This window comes from Streptomyces sp. NPDC002734 (genome assembly GCF_040295685.1).
Lineage (GTDB): Bacteria > Actinomycetota > Actinomycetes > Streptomycetales > Streptomycetaceae > Streptomyces.
In genome coordinates this window covers 115,669-136,224 of sequence record NZ_JBEOVU010000022.1, presented here as the reverse complement: position 1 = coordinate 136,224, position 20,556 = coordinate 115,669, and the positions used below count along the sequence as shown (strand labels likewise).

Annotated in this window: 2 protein-coding genes; both read right to left on the bottom strand. The window is 76.8% G+C overall.

Annotation, left to right across the window (positions count from 1 at the left end):
- Positions 1-84 precede the first annotated feature (84 nt).
- The gene (locus ABT026_RS20635; RefSeq protein ID WP_055606248.1) at positions 85-288 is read right to left on the bottom strand and encodes an MbtH family protein; all 204 of its coding nucleotides are present in this window, start codon (positions 286-288) and stop codon (positions 85-87) included.
- A 125-nt stretch (positions 289-413) separates the two neighbouring features.
- The gene (locus tag ABT026_RS20630; protein ID WP_351116184.1) at positions 414-20,555 is read right to left on the bottom strand and encodes a non-ribosomal peptide synthase/polyketide synthase; all 20,142 of its coding nucleotides are present in this window, start codon (positions 20,553-20,555) and stop codon (positions 414-416) included.
- Position 20,556: the final 1 nt, after the last annotated feature.

Here is a 20,556-nt window from a genome sequence, read left to right as displayed (position 1 = left end):
CGAGCAGGTCGTCGTCGGAGGTCGCCAGCACGGCGAGGGCTTCTTCACGGGAGGGTGCCCGCGCGCCCCGGGTGCGGCGCCGGGTCAGGCCTCGGCGTTCTCCATGCGCTCCCGCAGGCTGCGCGGGCGCATGTCGGTCCAGACCTCGTCGACGTAGGCGCTGCACTCCGCCTCGGTGCCCTCCTTGCCGACCGGCTGCCAGCCGGCGGGGACCTCGACGTCGACGGGCCACAGGGAGTACTGGTCCTCGTCGTTGCGCAGCACCTGGTAGCGGGTGTTCTCGTCCATGTCCGTGCCTTTCGTCGTCAGCGTGGGGTGGGGTGGTGTGCGGGCGTGGATCCGCAGGAGGCGGATCCCGGGTCGGGGCGGATCCCGGGTCGGCGGCGGGCAGCGTGCCCTGGCGGCGGTCATGCTCAGCCCGCCGTCCGGCGGGCGTGCCGGGCGATCTGCCGGAGCGCCTCGGCGAACTCCTCGGCGACGCGCCGGACGGTCCGCGTGTCGTGGACGGCGGGGCGGTGGTTCCAGGTGACGGTGAGGCGCCCGTCGCGCACCGCGCCGCCGACCTCGAGGAGGTGCGACCCGCCGTCCCGGGAGTCGTGGTCCTGGCCGAGGCTGCCGTGCAGGGCGCGGATCAGCCCGGCGCCCTGGGCCTCGCCGCCGGCGGGGCGGGCGTCCAGCTGGCCGAGGTAGTTGAACACGACCTGGCCGAGGGCCCCGTCGCCGCCGAGCCGCTCTCGCACCTCGGGCGGCCCGTACGCGCGCAGGGCGCCGAAGCCGATGCCGTTGCCCGGCACGGCCCGCAGCTGGCGGCGCACCGATTTCACCAGTGCGCGCCAGTCACGGTCGGGCCCGAGGTCGTCGGGCGTGTCGACGCTGAGCGCGACGGGGTGGACGCTGGTGAACCAGCCGACGGTGCGCGACAGGTCCACCCCGTCGAGCAGGTCCTCGCGGCCGTGGCCCTCCAGGTCGAGCCGGACCCGCTTCCCGCCGGTCCAGCGGGCCAGGGCGAGGGCGAGGGCGGCGAGCAGCACGTCGTTGACGCGGGTGCGGTAGGCGGTGGGGGCGGACCGCAGCAGCGCCTCGGTGTCCTCCTCGCCGAGTTCGACGGTGAGGGCCGCGGTACCGCCCGCGTCGCCCGGGTCCTGCGCGGTCCGGGCGTCCTGCGCGCCCTCCGTGTCGGGGAGCGTCGGGCCGGGCAGGGGTTCGGCGGTCACCGCCTCCTCCCAGTGCGGCAGTTCGTGGTCGAGGTGGCCGGCCCGCACGTGGGCGGCGAGACCGCGGGCCCAGTCGCGGTAGGAGGTGGTGCGCTCCCCCAGCTCCACCGGTTCGCCGCGGACCGCCTGCCGGTAGGCGGTCTCCAGGTCGTCGCGCAGGATCCGCCAGGACACGGCGTCCACCACGAGGTGGTGGGCGACCAGGAGGAGGAAGGCGGGCCGGCCAGGACCGCCGGTGAAGAGGCCCGCGCCGAGCAACGGCCCCTGCTCCAGGTCGAATCCGGAGTGCAGGGTGTCGGCGGCCCGCTCCATGACGCGGCGGGCCCGGTCGTCGGGCAGGCCCGTCAGGTCGTGGTGGACCAGGACCTCCTGAGGCCCGGCGGGCGGCGGGTTGAACTGGCGCCAGCCGTCGGCGTCCCGGGTGAGGCGCATCCGGAGCGCGTCGTGGTGGTCGAGCAGGGCGGCGAGCGCACGGTCCAGGGCGGCGGGATCGGGGGCGCCGTCGAGTTCGAGGAGGAGGGACTGGTTGAAGTGGTGGTGGGCGGCGCGCGGTGTGGTCAGGAACCACTCCTGGATCGGGGTGAGCGGCACGTCGCCGCTGACCGGTCCGTCGCCGGTGCGCTCGGGCCCGGTGCGGACGACGGCGGCGAGGGCGGCGACGGTCTGGTGGGCGAAGAGGTCGCGGGTGGTGAGGTGCAGCCCCTCGCGGCGCAGCCGGGACACCACCTGCATGCTGAGGATCGAGTCTCCGCCCAGGTGGAAGAAGTTGTCCTCGGCGCCGACCTCGGGCACCCCCAGGACCTCCGCCCAGATCCGGGCGACGCGTCGCTCGGTGTCGGTGCGCGGGGCGACGCGCGGTCCGGTGGGGACGGCCGGACCGGGAGCCGGCAGGGCGCGGCGGTCCAGCTTGCCGTTCGGGGTGAGCGGAAGCCGCTCGAGGGTCACGAACGCGGAGGGCACCATGTGCGGGGGCAGTCGACGGGCCAGCTCCTCGCGCAGCGCGGCGGTGTCGACGGCGGGGATCCCACCGCCTGCGGCCCCGGGCAGTCCCCCGCCGGAGACCCCGGAGGCTCCGTTGTTCGCGGCCCCGGGCACCCCGTCGGCCGCGGGAGCGGGCAGTTCCGCGCCCCCCGGGGCCGGCACGACATAGGCCACCAGCTGGGCCGTCCCCGCGCTCCCGTCGTCGCGCACCACGACCGCCGCGTCGCGCACCCGGGCGTCGCGGCGCAGCGCGGCCTCGACCTCGCCGGGCTCGACGCGGTGGCCGCGCAGCTTGACCTGGGCGTCGGCGCGTCCGGCGAACCGCAGTTGCCCGTCGGCCCCCAGCCGCACCAGGTCGCCGGTGCGGTACATCCGCTCCCCCGGCGCGCCGAACGGGTCGGGCAGGAACCGTGTCGCGGTGAGGCCGGGCCGGCCGAGGTAGCCGCGGGCCAGCCCCGGGCCCGCGACGTACAGCTCGCCCAGGACGCCGGCCGGCACGGGCCGCAGCGCGGCGTCGAGGACGTGGACGCGGGTGGCGCCGGCCGGGCCGCCGATGGGCGGCGCGCCCGTGCCCGCGGTGAGCGGGCCGGTCCAGCTCGCCACCACGGTGGCCTCGGTGGGCCCGTAGGAGTTGATCATGCGGCGGCCCGGTGCCCACCGGTCGACCAGGTCGGCCGGGCAGGCCTCCGCGCCGACGATCAGGGTGCGCAGCGCGGGCAGCGCGGACGCCGTCCCCTCGGGCAGCGTGGCGAGGGCCGCCGGGGGGATCAGCGTGTGGCTGATCCGCCGTCCCTCGAGCACCTCGGCCAGCCGTTCGCCGACCAGCGGACCCTCCTCCCCCGTGACCAGGGTGGCCCCGGAGAGCAGGGAGACGCACAGCTCCAGGACGGACGCGTCGAAGCTCGGCGAGGCGAACTGAAGCACCCGGTCGCCGGGGCCCGCCGCGTAGCGCTCGGCGGCTGCCGCCGCGAAGGCGGCAAGCCCGCCGTGGGTCACCACGACGCCCTTGGGGACGCCGGTGGAGCCCGAGGTGTAGATGACGTAGGCGGGGTGGGCGACGGAGAGCGGGGCGAGCCGGTCGGCGTCGGTCACGGCGGTGTCGGGGCCGCCGTCGGCCCACACCTCGGCGGGGTCGTCCAGGACCAGCGCGGCGCCCGCGTCACGGAGCATGAACTCCCGGCGCTCGGCGGGGTAGTCCGGGTCGACGGGGAGGAAGGCGCCGCCCGCCTTGCTCACGGCGAGCTGGGCGACGACCGAGGCCGCGCCGCGCGGCAGCGCCAGGGCCACCACCGTCTCCGGGCCGACACCGCGGCCGACCAGCCGGTGGGCGAGCCGGTCGGCGACCCGCTGTGTCTCGGCGTACGTCCACTCCCGCCCGTGTTCGCTCAGGGCGACGGCGTCGGGGGTGCGGGCCGCCTGCCGCTGGAACAGCTCGGGCAGGGTGGCGGCCGCCACCACGGGGGCCGTGCCCCGGCCCAGCCGGACCAGGTCCCGCAGTTCCTCGTCGGTGCTCAGCGGCAGGGCGCCCAGGGCGCGGTGCGGGTTCTCGGCGAGGGCGGTGAGCAGCGTGCCGAGCTGGCCGGCCATGCGGTCGGCGGTGGCCTCGTCGAACAGGGCGGTGCTGTAGGTGAGCAGGCCGTGCAGGGCGCCGTCGTCGGCCTCGGCGAACTCCCAGGTCAGGTCGAAGGCCGCGTGCCGCAGTTCGGTCTCCGCGTCGGTGATCTCCAGGCCGGGGACGTCGGGGTGGGCGGTCGGGGTGTTCTGGAGGACCACCATCACCTGGAAGAGGGGGGTGCGGCTGGTGTCGCGTACCGGCCGCACCTCGTCGACCACCCGCTCGAAGGGCACGTCCTGGTGGGTGAAGGCGTCGAGGACGGTCTGCCGGACGTCGGTGAGGAACTCCGGGAAGGGCTGCTCGGGGCGCACCTGGGAGCGCAGGACCAGCGTGTTGACGAAGAACCCGACGAGGTTCTGCGTCTCGGGCAGGTCGCGGCCGGAGGCGACGGTGCCGACGGCGATGTCCTGCCCGCCGGAGAGCCGGGCCAGGTGGGCCTGGGTGGCGGCGACCAGCGTGGTGAACAGGGTGGCGCCCCGTTCCTGTCCGGCCCGGGCGAGCCGGCGGGCGACGTGCGGCGGCAGTACCAGGCGGGTGGTGGCGCCGTCGGCGCTGCGCACCGGCGGGCGGGGCCGGTCGGCGGGCAGGTCGAGCGGCTCGACGTCCGCGAGGCGCTCCTTCCAGTACGCCAGGTGTCCGGCGGCGGTGGCGTCGGCGACGCCGCGCTGCCAGTGGGCGTAGTCGGCGTACTGGACGGGCAGCGGCGGGAGTTCGTCTCCGCCGGGTTCGGCGGGGGCGTCCGTCTCGGCCCGGTACAGGTGGAACAGGTCGCCGGTGAGGACCGCGTTGGACCAGCCGTCGGTGACGATGTGGTGGGTGGCCAGGGCCAGGACGTGGTCGTCCTCGGAGAGCCGGACCAGGGCGGGGCGCAGCAGCGGTCCGCGGCGCAGGTCGAAGGGGCGGGTCCGGTCCTCGTCGAGGAGTTCCGCGAGCCGGGCGTCGCGCTCGGGTCCGGGCAGCGCGGACAGGTCGTGCAGCGGCAGCGGCACGTCCTGCGGCGGGTGCACGATCTGCACGCCGTGGCCGTCGACCGAGTCGAAGGTGGTGCGCAGCGACTCGTGCCGATCCACCAGGGCCCGCAGCGCCCGGGTGAGGGCGGCGGTGTCCAGGGCGCCGCGCAGGCGCAGGGCGAGCGCGGTCACGTACTCCGAGCCACCGGGGGTGAACTCCTCCAGGAACCACAGGCGTTGCTGCGCGTACGACATGGGGGTCGCGGTGTCGCGGGGCACCGAGGTCAGGGCGGGGCGTGCCGGGGCGGCGCCGGGCGCGGTGAGCAGGGCGGCGAGCGCGGCCGGGGTCGGGTGGTCGAAGACGGCGCGCGGGGAGACGTCCGTGCCGAAGGTCTCCGCGAGGCGCGCGGCCAGGCGGATGCTGAGGATGGAGTCGCCGCCGAGCAGGAAGAAGTCGTCCTGCACGCCGGGTCGTTCGCCGCCGAGCACGTCGGCGAAGACCTCCGCCGCGCGGCGTTCGGCGTCGGTGCGGGGCTCCATGTGCGGGCGGCCGGCCGGCCGCGGGTCGCCCGCGGGTGCGGGCAGCGCCGCGCGGTCCACCTTGCCGTTGGCGCTGAGCGGCAGCGCAGCGAGCGGGACGACGGCGGCGGGGACGAGGTAGTCGGGCAAGGTACGGCGGGCGAACTCAAGGATTTCGTCGGGGTGTTGGCCTGCCTCGCCGACGACGTAGGCCACCAGCCGCTTGGCGCCGGGTCCGTCCTGGCGGGCGACGACCGCGACGTCCGTGACGCCGGGGTGGCCGGCGAGGGCCGCCTCCGCCTCGCCGGGCTCGACGCGGAAGCCGCGGATCTTCACCTGGTCGTCGGCGCGGCCGAGGAACTCGACGGTGCCGTCGGCACGTCGCCGCACCAGGTCGCCGGTGCGGTACATGCGGGTGCCGGGCGGCCCGTAGGGGTCGGCGGGGAAGCGGGCGGCGGTCTCGCCGGGGCGGCCGAGGTAGCCGCGGGCAACGCCTTCGCCGGAGACGTACAGCTCGCCCGGGCAGCCGGGCGGGACGGGGCGCAGCCGGGCGTCGAGGACGTGCAGGCGCAGGTCGTCGAGCGGGGTCCCGACCGGCACGGTGTCGGGGACGGCCGCGGCGTCGTCGAGGGCGTGGGAGGTGGCGAAGGTGGTGGTCTCGGTGGGCCCGTAGCCGTCGACGACGGTGAGGCCGGGGCAGGCGGTCAGGACCCGGCGCACGGCGGCCGCGGGAACCACGTCGCCGCCGGTCCACACCTGGCGCAGGCCGGTGAGGCAGTCGGGGGCGTCCTGGGCGAGCAGGCGGAACAGGCCGGCGGTCAGCCACAGGGCGCTCAGGCCGCCGCCGGTCGTGGCCAGTCGGCGCAGGAGCGGCGCGTCGAGGACGTCGCCGGGGGCCACGACCACCGTGCCGCCGGTCAGCAGCGGGGTCCACACCTCGAAGGTCGCCGCGTCGAAGGCCACCGGCGAGTGCAGCAGGACCCGGGCGCACACGCCGTCGCCGAACCGGCTGTCGGTGGCGAGGGAGGCGACGTCGCGGTGGCGGACGGCGACCGCCTTGGGCAGGCCGGTGGAGCCGGAGGTGAACATGACGTAGGCGAGGCGGTCGGGGTCGGCGGGCGGGAGGGGCGTCGACGGGCCACCGGTCTCCTCCCGTTCGCAGGCGGCGACGTCCTCGGCGGTGAGCCGGACCGTCGCCCCGGCGTTCTCCAGCAGCGTCCGGCGCCGCTCCTCGGGCGCGCGGGCGTCCACCGGGACGTAGGCGCCGCCCGCCTTGAGCACCGCGAGCTGGGCGACGACGAGTGCGGCGCCGCGTTCCACCAGGAGGGCCACCCGGTCCTCGGGCGCCACCCCTCGCCGCACCAGGCGGCGGGCCAGCCGGTCGGACCAGGCGTCGAGCCGGCGGTAGCTGATCCGGGCGTCGCCGTCGTGGACCGCGATCGCGTCGGGGGTGCGGTGGACCTGTGCGGCGAAGAGGCCGACCGGGCTGCCCGGCGGGACGCTGCGGGCGGTGGCGTTCCACCGCCGGAGCGTCCGCCGGTCCTCGGCGGTCAGCGGTTCGAGGGAGGCCACCGGGACGTCGTCCGGCGCGTCGAGGGCGTCGGCGAGGGCGGTCAGCAGGACGGCGAGGCGGGCCGCCGCGCGGTCCGCGGTGGTGGCGTCGAACAGGGCGGGGTCGTAGGCCAGGTCGAAGCCGAACCGGTCGCCGAGGTGGGCGCGCAGGCACCAGGGGAAGGAGGTGGCGTCGTCCGGGTGGACCTCCTCGACGCCCACTCCGGTGCGGGCGGTGGCCGTCTCGTCGACGGGGTAGTTCTCGAAGACCACCATGCTGTCGAACAGCGCCTCGCCGGCCGGGATCGCGCCGGTGGCCTGGATGCGCGGCAGGGCCAGGAAGTCGTGGCGGCGTGCCTCGCTCTGCTCGTCCTGCACGTCGCGCAGCCACTGCCGCACGCCGCCGGACGGGACGCGGATCCGGGTGGGCACGGTGTTGATGAACATGCCGATCATCGTCTCCACGCCGGGCAGTTCGGCCGGGCGGCCGGAGACCGTGGTGCCGAACACCACGTCCTCGCGTCCCGCGGTGCGGGCCAGCAGCAGCGCCCAGGCGGCCTGCACGACGGTGCCGGCGGTGATGCCGGCCCGGGCGGACGCGTCGCGCAGCCGCCGTGAGACCTCCTCGTCGAGTTCGCGGTGGACGGCGGCGGCGGAGCGGGCGCGGTGTGCCTCGGCGGGGGTGCGGTCGTAGGGCAGCGGGGTGCGCTCGGTGAAGTCCGCGAGGACGCCCGCCCAGTAGGCCTCGGCCGCGGCGGCGTCGGTCTCCTCGCGTTCGGCCAGCCAGCGCACGAAGTCGGCGAAGGGGCGGCGGGCGACCGGCGTCGCGGCCGGGCCGCCGGTGCGGGCGGCGTACAGCTCGCACGCCTCGGTGAGCAGTTGGCCGGTGCTCCAGCCGTCCAGGGCGATGTGGTGGGTGGACCACACCAGGAGGACCTCGTCGCCGGGCAGGGCGGCCAGGGTGAGCCGGGTGAGCGGGGCGCGGGTGAGGTCGAGGCCGGCCGCGCGGTCGTCGGCGAGCAGGCGCGCGGTCGCCTCGCCACGTCGCCGGGGTTCCAGGTCGCGCAGGTCGACGTGGGTGACGGGCAGGTCGACGTGGTGGTGGACGACCTGGACCGGGTGGGGCAGGCCCCGCCAGTGGACGCTGGTGCGCAGGGCGGGGGTGCGGGCGGTCAGCTCCTGCCAGGCGTCGGCGAAGGCGAGCGGGTCGGCGACGCCGGACAGCCGTACCGCGACGCGGTCGGCGTAGGCGTCCGCGGTGTCGACGAGGCCGTGGAAGAGCATGCCGGCCTGGAGCGGCGTCAGCGGCAGCACGTCGTCGACCTGCCGGCCGTCGCCGACGAGACGGTCCAACTGGTCCTGGGTGAGGCCCGCGAGCGGGAAGTCGGAGGGCGTGCGGCCGCCGGCCTCGGGCCGGGCGCAGTGCGCGGCGATCTCCCGCAGCGCGGCGGCCGTCTCCTCGGCGAGGCGGCGCACCTCGGACTCGTCGTAGACGTCCGGCGGGTAGGTCCAGCCGAGCTCGAGGCGGCCGTCCTCGACGACGCCGGTGACGTCCAGCAGGTAGGGGCGCTCCTCGTCGGGGTCGGTGTCCCGGCCGGCCGGGGGCAGCGCGCCCCGCAGCAGTCCGTCGGCAACCCCGCCTCCCGCGTCCCACTGCCCGTGGTAGTTGAAGCCGACCTGGGGGCGGTTGCCGTCGGCGGCCGGGGCGTCGGGCAGGAGGTGGTGCAGGGCGCCGTGGCTCAGTCCGTGCCGCGGCACCGCGCGCAGCTGCTCCTTGACCGAGCGCAGCGTGTCGTGCCAGTCCGCCCCGGGCGCGACGTGCAGCGCGAGCGGGAACTCGGCGGTGAACCAGCCGACGGTGCGGGTCAGGTCCAGGTCCTCGAACAGTTCCTCACGGCCGTGCCCCTCGACGCCGAGGAGGACGGTGTCGCGTCCGCACCAGCGGGACAGGGTGCGGCCCAGGGCGCTCAGCAGCACGTCGTTGACCTGGGTGCGGTAGGCCTCGGGGACCTGGCGCAGCAGCGCGTCGGTCTCCTCGCGCTCCAGGGCCACGGTGAGGGTGGCGGCGGCGCCGTAGGTGTTGGCGCGGTGGGTGCCGGGATTGTGCGTGTCGGAGTCGTGGGTGCCGGGGCCGCTCCGGCCGGGCGGGAGGGCGGCCGGGGCGCGGCCGGTCGCCGCCCAGTACTCCCGGTCCGCGTCCAGGGCGCCGGAGCGGGTGTGCTCCTCCAGGCGGGTCGCCCAGGTGGTGTACGCCGTCGACGGCGGCGGGAGCTGGACGGGCCGGCCCGCCGCGGCGGCGCGGTGGGCGCTCTCCAGGTCGGCGAGCAGGATGCGCCAGGAGACGCCGTCGATGGCGAGGTGGTGGACGGTCAGCACGAGTTGCTGGGGGTCGCCGTCGAAGAGCAGGGCACGCACCACGCGTCCCTCGACGGGGTCGAGGGACGCCTGCGCCGCGTCGACGAGGCGCTGGATCTCGGCCTCCTCGGCGGGTCCGTGGTGGCTGAGGACGTCGTGCGGGGCCTGCGGCAGGACCTCCTGGCGCCGGCCGCCGGGCGCGGTGCGGATCCGGGTGCGCAGGGCCGGGTGGTGGGCGACGAGCGCCTCCACCGCTCCACGCAGGGCTTCGGGGTCGGTGCCGGGGGCCAGGCGCAGCCGCTGGGTCATGGTGAAGCGCAGCGGGTCGCCGGGTCGGCGCCGGTCGAGGTACTGGTGCTGGATGGGGGTGAGCGGGGCCTCGGAGGGCACTTCGGCGGTGGCCGCGGGGGCCTCCTGCTCGGTGACGCACAGGGCGAGTTCGGCGACCGTCTGGTGGCGGAAGACGTCCTTGGTGGTCAGGGCGAGACCGGCCCGGCGGGCGCGGGAGACGATCTGGATGCTGAGGATCGAGTCGCCGCCCAGGGTGAAGAAGTTGTCCTGCGCGCCGACCCGTTCGACGCCCAGGACGTCCGCCCAGACGGCGGCCAGGCGCTCCTCGATGCCGGGCCGCGGCGCCACGTACGCCGCGTCGCCGGCGGGCTGGGCGGGCGGTGCGGGCAGGGCCCGCCGGTCGGTCTTGCCGCTGCTGGTGCGCGGGATGGCCGCCAGCGGCACGAAGGCGGTGGGCACCATGTGGCCGGGCAGCGTCCGGCGCAGCCGCACGCGCAGTTCCTCGGCGGGCGGGACCCGGTCGGCGGCGGGCGTCAGGTAGGCGACCAGCAGGGTACGACCGGCGTGGTCGCGGGCGGCCACGGCCGCGTCGGCGACGTCCGGGTGGGCGAGCAGCGCGGCCTCGATCTCGCCGGGCTCGATGCGGAAGCCGCGGATCTTGACCTGCTCGTCGGTGCGACCGAGAAACTCCAGGCGCCCCCGGGCGTCCCACCGGACGCGGTCGCCGGTGCGGTACATCCGCTCCCCCGGCGCTCCGAAGGGGTCGGGCAGGAAGCGGGCGGCGGTCGGGCCGGGCCGGTTCAGGTAGCCGCGGGCCACCTGCGGTCCGGCCAGGTACAGCTCGCCGGGCACGCCGGGCGGCACCGGCCGCAGGGCGCGGTCGAGGACGTGGGCGCGCAGGTTGTGGCCGGGGCGGCCGACGATCGGCCGCTCCGGGCTGTCGGTGAGCCGCGCGTACACCGCGTCGACGGTGGTCTCGGTGGGGCCGTACAGGTTGTACGCGCTCACCCCGTCGCCGGCCGCCGCGCACAGCCGGCGCCAGGTGGCGGCGTCGACGGCCTCGCCGCCGACCAGCAGCAGGCGCGGGCCCTCCTGGGCGAGGAGTCCGGCGGCGAGGAGTTCGCGCAGGAAGGTCGGCGTGGTGCTGACGGTGTCGATGCCGTGGTCGGCGATCAGCGCGCGGAAGGCGTCCGGGTCGCGGCGGGTGTCCTCGTCGACGAGGTACACCTGGTGGCCGAGGGCGATCAGCAGCGGCCCGTGCCAGGAGGCGTCGAAGGAGAACGAGGCGCTGAGCGCGGCGCGCAGCCGGCGGCCGTTCGCGGTGTGCGGGGCGAGGAGGCCGTCGCGGTGGTCGAGGACCAGGTTGACCAGCTGCCGGTGTTCGACGGCGACGCCCTTGGGCCGCCCGGTGGAGCCGGAGGTGTGGACGACGTAGGCGGTGTGCCGCGGGTCGAGCGGGCGGCGGCGGTCGGCGTCGGTGAGGTCGTGGTCGGGCGACTCCTCCCACGGCACGGCGCGCAGGGCGTCCTCGGTCAGCACCAGTCGTGCGCCGGTGTCCTCCAGCAGTGCGGCGACGCGCTCCTCGGGGAGGTCCAGGTCCAGGCACTGCACGGTGGCGCCGGCCTTCAGCACGGCGAACAGCGCGACCAGCAGGTCGGCGGTGCGCGGGAGGCGGAGGGCGACGACGTCCTCCGGGCCCGCGCCGAGGGCGACGAGGTGGTGGGCGAGCCGGTTGGCGCGGCTGTTGAGGGCGGCGAGGTCGAGGGTGGCGTCGCGGGCCACCAGCGCGGTGGCGTGCGGGGTGCGGGCGGCCTGTGCCTCGAACAGCGCGGTGAAGGTGGTGTCGGGGACCGGCAGCGGGGGGCCCTGCCATTCGCGCCGGATGCGGCGCCGCTCGGTCTCGGTGAGCAGCGGCAGCGCCCCGGCCGGCCGGTCGGGGTCCTCCACCGCCGCCTCGACGAGCAGCCGGAGCCGGGCGGCCAGCCGCCGCGCGGTGTCCTCGTCGAAGAGGGCGGTGCTGTAGACGAGGTGGCCGGTGAGGCCGCCGTCGTGTTCGACGAAGTCGAAGGACAGGTCGAAGGTGGCGTGGCGGACCGGCGGGGTCACCGGCTCGACGTCCAGGCCGGGCAGGCCGGGGGCCTCGGCGCCCAGGTTGTGCAGGGCGACCATGACCTGGAACAGCGGGGTACGGCTGGTGTCCCGCTCCGGCTGGAGGGCGTCCACCAGCCGCTCGAAGGGGGCCTCCTGGTGGGCGAAGGCGTCCAGGACGGTGTCCCGGGCCTGCCCGAGCAGGTCGCGGTAGGACAGTTCGGGGCGCACCCGGGCGCGCAGCACCAGCGTGTTGACGAACATGCCGACCACGTCGTGCAGTTCGGGCCGGTCGCGGCCGGCGGTGACGGTGCCGACGGTGATGTCCTCCTGGTCGGCCCAGCGGGCGACCAGGATCTGGCAGGCGGTCAGCAGCGCCATGTAGAGGGTGGCGTCGGCGGAGCGGGCCGTCTCGCGCAGACGCTCGGTGAGCCCGGCCGGCAGCTCGAAGGTGAGGAGGGCGCCCTCCCGGCCGCGGACGGCGGGCCGGGGCCGGTCGGTGGGCGGCTCCAGCGGGGTGAAGCCCTCCAGGACCCCCCGCCAGTGGGCGAGGTCCGCCTCGACGCGGTCGGTGCGCTCACGCTGCCAGGCGGCGAAGTCCCGGTAGGTGACCGGCAGTTCGGTCAGTCGCGGGTCGCGTCCGAGGTGGGCGGCCGCGTACAGCTCGGCGAGGTCGCGGCCGAGGACGGCGACCGACCAGCCGTCGGTGACGATGTGGTGCACGGCGAGGACCAGCACGTGCTCGTCGGCGGCCGTGCGGATCAGGCGGGTGCGCAGCAGCGGGCCGGCCTCCAGGTCGAAGGGGGCGGCGGCCTCGGCGTCCAGCACCGCGTCGAGGGCCGCTCCCGCCTCGCCGGTCAGGTCGTCCAGCGGCAGCGCGACCGGGTACGGCGGGTGCACCACCTGGCGGGCGGCGCCGTCGTGTTCGGCGAAGGTGGTGCGCAGCGCCTCGTGCCGGGCCACCAGGCCGTCCAGGGCGGCGCGCAGGGCCTTCTCGTCGAGCTGTCCGCGCAGGCGCAGCACGGACAGGGTGGCGTACTCGGTGCCGCCGGGCTCGAACCGGTCGAGGAACCACAGGCGTTGCTGGGCGTAGGACAGCGGGGCGGGCGCGTCGGGGTCGGCGGCCGGGATGGGGTCGGGGGCGTCGCCCGCTGCCTGCGCGAGTGCGGCGGCCAGGGCGGCGACCGTGGGGTGGGTGAACAGCAGCCGCGGCGAGACGTCCTGGCCGAAGGCGGCGCGCAGCCGCGCGGTGACCCGCACGGCGAGCAGGGAGTCGCCGCCGAGGGCGAAGAAGTCGTCCTCGGCCCCGGGCCCGTCGACGCCCAGGACGTCCGCCAAGGCGTCGGCCACCAGCCGCTCGGCCGGGGTGCGCGGGGCGATGTGCCGGCCGTGGGCGGCGAAGCCGTCCGGGCCGGGCGCGGGCAGGGCGCGCCGGTCGAGCTTGCCGTTGACGGTGAGGGGCAGGGCGGTCAGCGGCACGTAGGCGGCGGGCACCATGTAGGACGGCAGCGTCCGCTCCAGGTGGGAGCGGAGTTCGGCGGCGGACGGGGGCGCGCCGTCGGCGGGCACCACATGGGCGACCAGCCGCCGGGTGCCGGAGGCGTCCTCGTGGACGTCGACGGCGGCGGCCTGGACGCCGGGATGCGTGTGGAGCGCGGCCTCGATCTCGCCGGGCTCGATGCGGTAGCCGCGGATCTTGACCTGGTGGTCGGCGCGGCCCAGGTACTCCAGGGTTCCGTCGGCGCGGCGGCGGGCGCGGTCGCCGGTGCGGTACATCCGCGCGCCCGGCGCTCCGTAGGGGTCGGCGGGGAAGCGGGTCGCGGTGAGTCCGGGCCGGCCGAGGTAGCCGCGGGCCAGCCCCTCCCCCGCCACGTACATCTCGCCGACCGCGCCGGGCGGCACGGGCGCCAGCGCCTCGTCGAGGAGGTGGACCCGCAGGTCGGGGATGCCCTCGCCGATGGGGCTCGCGGCGCCGGAGGCGGTCTGCGTGCCGTCCAGCGGGTGGTGGGTGACGTGCACGGTGGTCTCGGTGATGCCGTACATGTTGACCAGCCGGGGCGCGTCCTGCGGGTGCCGGGCGTACCAGGGGGCGAGGCGGGTCACGTCGAGCGCCTCGCCGCCGAAGACCACGGTGCGCAGGGCCAGCCGGTCGCCGGTCTCCGGGTGGTCGGCGTCGGCGCGCACCAGCGGGTGGAAGGCGGAGGGCGTCTGGTTGAGGACGGTGACGCGCTCGTCGGCGAGGAGACGCAGGAAGTCCTCGGGCGAGCGCGCCACGTCGTCGGGGACGACGACGAGCCGGCCGCCGTGCAGCAGCGCGCCCCACAGCTCCCACACGGAGAAGTCGAAGGCGTAGGAGTGGAACAGCGTCCACACGTCGTCCGCGCGGAAGCCGAACCAGTGGGCGGTGCTGGTGAACAGGCGCACCACGTTGGCGTGCGGCACGACGACGCCCTTGGGACGGCCGGTGGAGCCGGAGGTGTAGATGGCGTAGGCGGGGTGTTCCGGCAGCGGGCGGGCGGTCCGGTCGCCGGGGCCGGTGGCGGGGCGGCCGGCGAGGTCGGCGACGACGCCGGGGTCGTCCAGCGGCAGCACGGGCACGCCGGCGCCATGGGCGCGGGGCGCGATGTCCGTGGTCGTCACCAGCGTCACGGGCCGGGCGTCCTCGAGGACGGCGGTCAGCCGCTCGTCGGGGACCTGGGGATCGACGGGCAGGTAGGCCGCGCCGGTCTTCAGCACCGCGAGGATGGCCACGACCTGGTCGGCGCCGCGGGGCAGGGCGAGGGCGACGTAGGTCTCCGGCCGGGCCCCGGCCTCGGCGAGGCGGTGGGCGAGGCGGCCCGCGTGGGCGTCGAGGGTCGCGTAGTCCAGGTGCTCGCCGGCCCAGGTGACGGCGGGCGCGTCGGGGGTGCGGGCGGCCTGCGCCTCGAACAGGTCCACCAGGGTCTCGGCGGGGCGCCCGCGGACGCCGCCGTCCGCCTCGGCGATCAGGCTCCGGCGCTCCTCGGGCGTGGTCCACGGCAGCTCGCGCAGCGGGCGGTCCAGGCCGTCGGCCATCGAGGCCAGCAGCAGGCGGAGCCGGCCGGCCAGCGCGCGCACGGTCGCCTCGTCGAACAGGCCCGGGTCGTGGGCGACGTCGAAGCCGATCCGCCCGCCCTGGTGGGCACGCAGCACCAGCGGGTAGTTGGTGGCGTCCCGGGAGTCCACCTCGGCCAGCCGCACGCCCGAGGTGGCCGTGCGGGCCTCGTCGAAGGGGTAGTTCTCGAAGGCCACCATGGAGTGGAACAGCGGGCTGCCCGGCGGCACGTCGCTCAGCGCGGTCAGCTCGGCCAGGGACACGGCGGCGTAGCGGCGCGCCTCGGCCTGCTCCTGCTGGAGGGAGCGCAGCCAGTCGGCGGCGGGGCGGCGCGGGTCCACCCGCACGCGGGTGGGGAGGGTGTTGATGAACATGCCGACCATCGACTCCGCGCCGGGCAGGTCGTCGGGGCGGCCGGAGACGGTGGTGCCGAACACCACGTCGTCCTCGGCGGCGTACCGGGAGAGCAGCAGGGCCCAGGCGCCCTGCACGACGGTGCCGAGGGTGAGTCCGGCGGTGCGCGCGGTGCGGGCCAGCCGTTCGGAGAGGTCCTCGGACAGCGTGGTGGTGTGCACGGCGGCCGAGCGGGCCTGCCGGGTGCGGTCCTGCGGGCGGTCGGCGGGCAGCGGGGTCGGTGTGGCGAAGCCGGTGAGCACGCCGCGCCAGTGGTCGCGGGCGGCGCCGTCGTCCTGCTCGGCGAGCAGGCGCACGTAGTCCCCGAAGGGGCGGCGCACGGGCGGCCGGCTCTCGGCGCCGGTGGTCAGCGCGGCGTACTCCTCGCACACCTCGGTGAGCACCTGGGCCAGGCTCCAGCCGTCCAGGATCAGGTGGTGGGAGGTCCACACCAGCCGCAGTTCCGCGTCCGGCAGCCGGATCATGGTCAGCCGCATCAGCGGGGCGGTGGCGAGGTCGACGCCGCGGGCCAGGTCCCGCTCGCACAACTCCCGCAGCAGCCCCTCGCGTTCGGCGGGGTCGGTGTCCCGCCAGTCCACGTGGGTGACGGGCACCTCGACGTCCCGGTGCACGATCTGCAGCGGGCGGGGCACGTCCTCCCAGACCACCGAGGTGCGCAGCGCGGGGGTGCGGCCGGTCACCCGCTGCCAGGCGAGGGCGAAGGCCCGCGGGTCGGCGACCCCGCGCAGCAGCAGGGCCGCCTGGTCCACGTAGACGTCGTCGGCTTCGGTGTCACCGGTGAGGCGGTGGAAGAGCATGCCCTCCTGGAGCGGGGTCAGCGGCCAGATGTCCTCGATGCCCCGTCCGTCGCCCGCCAGCCGGTCCACGGCGGCCTGGTCGAGGCCGGCCAGCGGGAAGTCGGAGGGGGTGCGGCCGCCGGCTCCGGGGCGGGCGCAGTGCTCGGCGATCGCGGCCAGCGCGTCCGTCATGCCGTCGGCGAGACGGCGCACGGTGGCCTCGTCGTGGACGTCCTCGCTGTAGTGCCAGGTGATCTCCAGGGCCCCGTCGGTGACGGCGGCGGAGACGTCGAGGAGGTGGTCCAGGGGCTCGTCGCCGGCGACCTCCCGGCCGGGGGTGCCGTCGGCCTGGGCGAAGTCGCCGGAGCCGGGCGTCTCCCACTGCCCGTGGTAGGTGAAGGACACCTCGGGCAGCGGGCCCTCCCGCAGCGCGCGGGCGGCGGCGTGGCCGGCCGGGGCAAGGCGGGCCAGTGCTTCGTGGCTCAGGCCGCGCCGGGGCACGGCGCGCAGCCGCTCCTTGACCGCCTTCAGGGTGGCGCCCCAGTCGGGCGCGCCTGCCGGTCCGGCCGGGGTGAGGGTGACCGGGTACTGGCTGGTGAACCAGCCCACCGTGCCGGAGAGGTCGAGCGGGGCGCCGCCCTCCCCCGGGCCCGTCTGTTCGCGGCCATGGCCCTCCAGGGTGACGGTGGCGCGGTCGGATCCCGTCCAGTCGGCGAGGACCCGGCCCAGGGCGCTGAGCAGGACGTCGTTGACCTGGGTGCGGTAGGCGCCGGGCACCCGGCGCAGCAACGCCTCGGTGGTGGCGGGGTCGACCCGGGTGCGGACGGTGCGCACCGAGGCGGCCGTCGGGGTGCCCGGGCGGTCCAGCGGCAGGGGGGTCCGCTCCTCGGCGGCCTGGGCCGTCCAGTACGGGAGGTCGTCGTCGAAGGCGCCGGCCTCCACCAGGGCGGACAGGTGCGCGGCCCATACGGCGTGTTCCGTCGCCTCCGGCTCGAGCCGCACGGCCTCGCCGGCGGCGGCCTGCCGGTACGCCTGTTCCAGCGCGGTGAGCAGGACACGCCAGGAGACGCCGTCCACGGCGAGGTGGTGGGCGGTCAGGAACAGCTGGGGGCGCCCGCCCGGGGCGGGCAGCAGCAGGGCGGCGCGGAAGAGGGCGCCGGTCAGCGGGTCGAGGGCGGCGCGGGCCGCGTCGGCGGCCTCCTCGCGGGCGGCCTGCGGGTCCAGAGCCCGGGCCGTGTCGTGGCGGGTGAGCAGCCCGGTGCCCGGGCCCTCGCCGGGGTGCTGCCGCCAGGTGTCGCCGGTGCGCTCGAAACGGGTGCGCAGCGCCGGGTGGCGGGCGGCCACCGCCTCCACGGCGCGTTCCAGGGCGGCCTCGTCGAGGTCGTACGGCAGGTCGAGGAGGACCGACATGCTGTAGTGCCCGAGCGGGCCGTGGGTCGCGAGGAACCATTCCTGGACGGGCGTCAGCGGGGCGGGCCCGTCCACGTGCGCCGTCCGGGGCGCCGGGGCCGCCGGTGTGCGGCCCGCCGCGGCGGCGGCCAGGTCGGCGACGCTCTGGTGGCGGAAGACGTCCTGCGAGTGCAGTTCGAGGCCGGCGGCGCGGGCGCGGGAGACGACCTGGATGCCGAGGATGGAGTCGCCGCCCAGCTCGAAGAAGTTGTCGTCGCCGCCGACCCGGTCCACGCCCAGCACCTCGGCCCAGATCCCGGCGAGGGCGTGTTCGGCGTCGGTGCGCGGGGCGACGTGTTCACGCCCGTCGCGGACGGCGCCGAAGTCCGGTGCGGGCAGGGCGCGTTTGTCGAGCTTGCCGCTGGTGGTCAGGGGCAGCGCGTCCAGGGCGGTGAACGACGAGGGCACCATGTGCTCGGGGAGCACCCGGCGCATTGCCTCGCGCAGCGCGGGCCCGGCGGGGGCGGTGGTGGAGGGCGCGGGGACGACGTAGGCGGCGAGCCGGGTGTGGCCCCGTTCGTCGGTCGCGGCGACGACCGCGGCGGCGGTGAGCTCCGGCAGGGCGAGCAGGGCCGCCTCGATCTCGCCGGGCTCGATGCGGTGGCCGCGTACCTTCACCTGGTCGTCGATTCGGCCGAGGTGGTCGAGGCGGCCGTCGGCGGTCCAGCGGGCCAGGTCGCCGGTGCGGTACATCCGGGTGCCCGGCGCCCCGTACGGGTCGGCGACGAAGCGCGCCGCGGTCAGGCCGGGCCGTCCGGCGTAGCCGCGGGCCACCTGTGTGCCCGCCAGGTACAGCTCGCCGCCGACGCCGGGCGGCACCGGCCGCAGCCGATCGTCGAGGACGTAGGCCCGCACGTTGGGCAGCGGACGGCCCACCAGGGGCCGGTCCTCGCCCTCGACGCGGCAGGCGAGCGCGTCCACGGTGCACTCGGTGGGGCCGTAGAAGTTGTACGCGGCGACGTCCCGGTGCGCCGCCAGCTCCCGCCACAGAGCGGCGTCCAGGGCCTCGCCGCCGATCATCAGGACGCGGGGGCGGTGGCGCGGGTCGGTGAGCAGCCCGGCGGGCAGCAGTTGCCGCAGGTACGAGGGGGTGAGGTCGAGGAAGTCGACGCGGTGCTCGACGACGAACTCCACCAGCGCCGCCGGGTCCAGGCGGGTCGTCTCGTCGACCAGGTGCAGCGGGTGGCCGTCGGCCATCAGGAGCACGCCCTCGAGGGAGGTGTCGAAGGAGAACGAGGCGGTGAGGGCCACGTTCAGCGGTCCCCCGCCGGCGTCGGCGACGAAGCCCTCGCGGTGCGCGGCCAGCAGGTTCGCCACGGAACGGTGGGTGACGGCCACGCCCTTGGGGCGGCCGGTGGAGCCGGAGGTGTACACGACGTAGGCGAGCCGGTCCGGGTCCGGGGCGGCGGGCCGGGCGGGCGAGGGACCGCCCTCGGGGGCGTCGTCGGCGAGGGCGGCGCGGACGGACGCTTCGTCGAGGACGAGGGCGGGGCGGGCGTCGTCGAGGAGGTACCGGACGCGGTCCTCGGGCAGGGCGGGGTCGAGGGGCAGGTAGGCGGCCCCGGCCTTCCACACGGCGAGGATCGCGGTGACCATGTCGGCGGTGCGGGGCAGTCGCAGGGCGACCAGCCGCTCGGGGCCGGCGCCGCGGGCCGCCAGGTGCCGGGCGAGGCGTTCGGCGCGGGCGTCGAGGGCGGCGTGGGTGAGGCGCTCGCCGCCCGCCACCAGCGCGGTGGCGTCCGGAGTGCGGGCCGCCCGTGCCTCGAACAGCGCGGGCAGCAGGGTGTCGGGGACCGGGCGGGCGGTGTCGTTCCAGTCCTGGGTGACCTGGCGCAGCTCCGCACCGGAGAGCAGCGGGAGCGCGCCGAGGGGGCGGTCGGGTGCGGCGGCCACGCCCGCGAGCAGGCGTCCGAGCTGGTCGGCGGCGCGGCGGGCGGTGTCCGCGTGGAACAGGTCGGTGCGGTACTCGAGGAGGCCGGTCAGGGCGTCGCCGTCCGGGACGAACTCGATGCTCAGGTCGAAGGTGGCGGCCTGCCGGGCCACCGCGACCGGCTCGGTGGCGAGGCCGCGCAGCGCGGGCGCGGTGGGCGGGGCCGGGTGCAGCAGCACCATCACGTCGAACAGCGGGTTGCGGCCCGCCTCCCGGGGCGCGCCGACGGCCTCCACGATGCGCTCGAACGGCGTGTCGCCGCGGGTGAAGGCGTCGTTGACGGTGTCCGCGGCCGCCGCCAGCAGGTCACGGAAGGAGCCGGCGGTGTCGACCGGGGTACGCAGGACCACGGTGTTGGCGAAGAAGCCGACGGTCCGCTCCAGTTCGGTGCGGGGGCGGCCGGGGGTGAGGGAGCCGATGGTGATGTCGTCCTGCCCGGACCAGCGGGCCAGCAGGGCCTGGCCGGCCGCGGTCAGAGCGGTGAACAGGGTGGTGTGCTGCTGCGCGGCGAGGTCGCGCAGCCGGGCGGTGACCTCCGCGGGGACGGTGAACCGGTGGACCGCGCCCGCCCCGGACTCCTCGCCGCGGCGCGGCCGGTCCAGCGGCAGCGCGGGCGCCACGGCCCCGCGCAACCTCGCGGCCCACAGGTCGAGTTCGCCTTGCAGCCGGTCACCGGAGAGCTGTTCGCGCTGCCAGGCGGCGAAGTCCGGGTACTGCGTCGCCACCGGCGGCAGCTCCACCGGCTCGCCGTGGGCCAGGGCCTCGTAGGCGGCGCAGATCTCCTCCAGGACGACGCCCGTGGACCAGCCGTCGGTGACGACGTGGTGGGCGGTGAGCAGCAGGACGTGCTGCTCGGCCGCCTCGCGGAGCAGCAGGGCGCGCAGCAGCGGCCCGGTGCGCAGGTCGAAGGGCCGGGCGTACGCGGCGCGCAGTACGGCGTCGCTCTCCTCGGGGGCGACCTCACGGATCTCCAGCGGGACGGGCCCGGGCTCGTGGACCCGCTGCACGGGGCGGCCGTCCTCGTCCTCCTCGAAGGTGGTGCGCAGCGCCTCGTGGCGGGCCGCCACCAGGTCGAGGGCGCGGCCGAGGGCGTCCTGGTCGAGCGGGCCGGTGAGCCGCAGCGCGACGGCGCTGTTGTAGCGGGCGTCGCCGGGGCGCAGCCGGTCCAGGAACCACAGGCGCTGCTGGGCGTAGGACAGCGGCAGCGGTCGGTCGCGGTCGGCGCGGGGGACGTCCGGCCGGGCGGCGGTGCCGGGCGCGGCCGCGGCACGGCCGGCCAGCCGGCGGCGCAGGGCCTCCTGGAGGTCCTCGGGCAGGGCCTCGGCGCGGTTTCGCTTCGAAGACGTCATC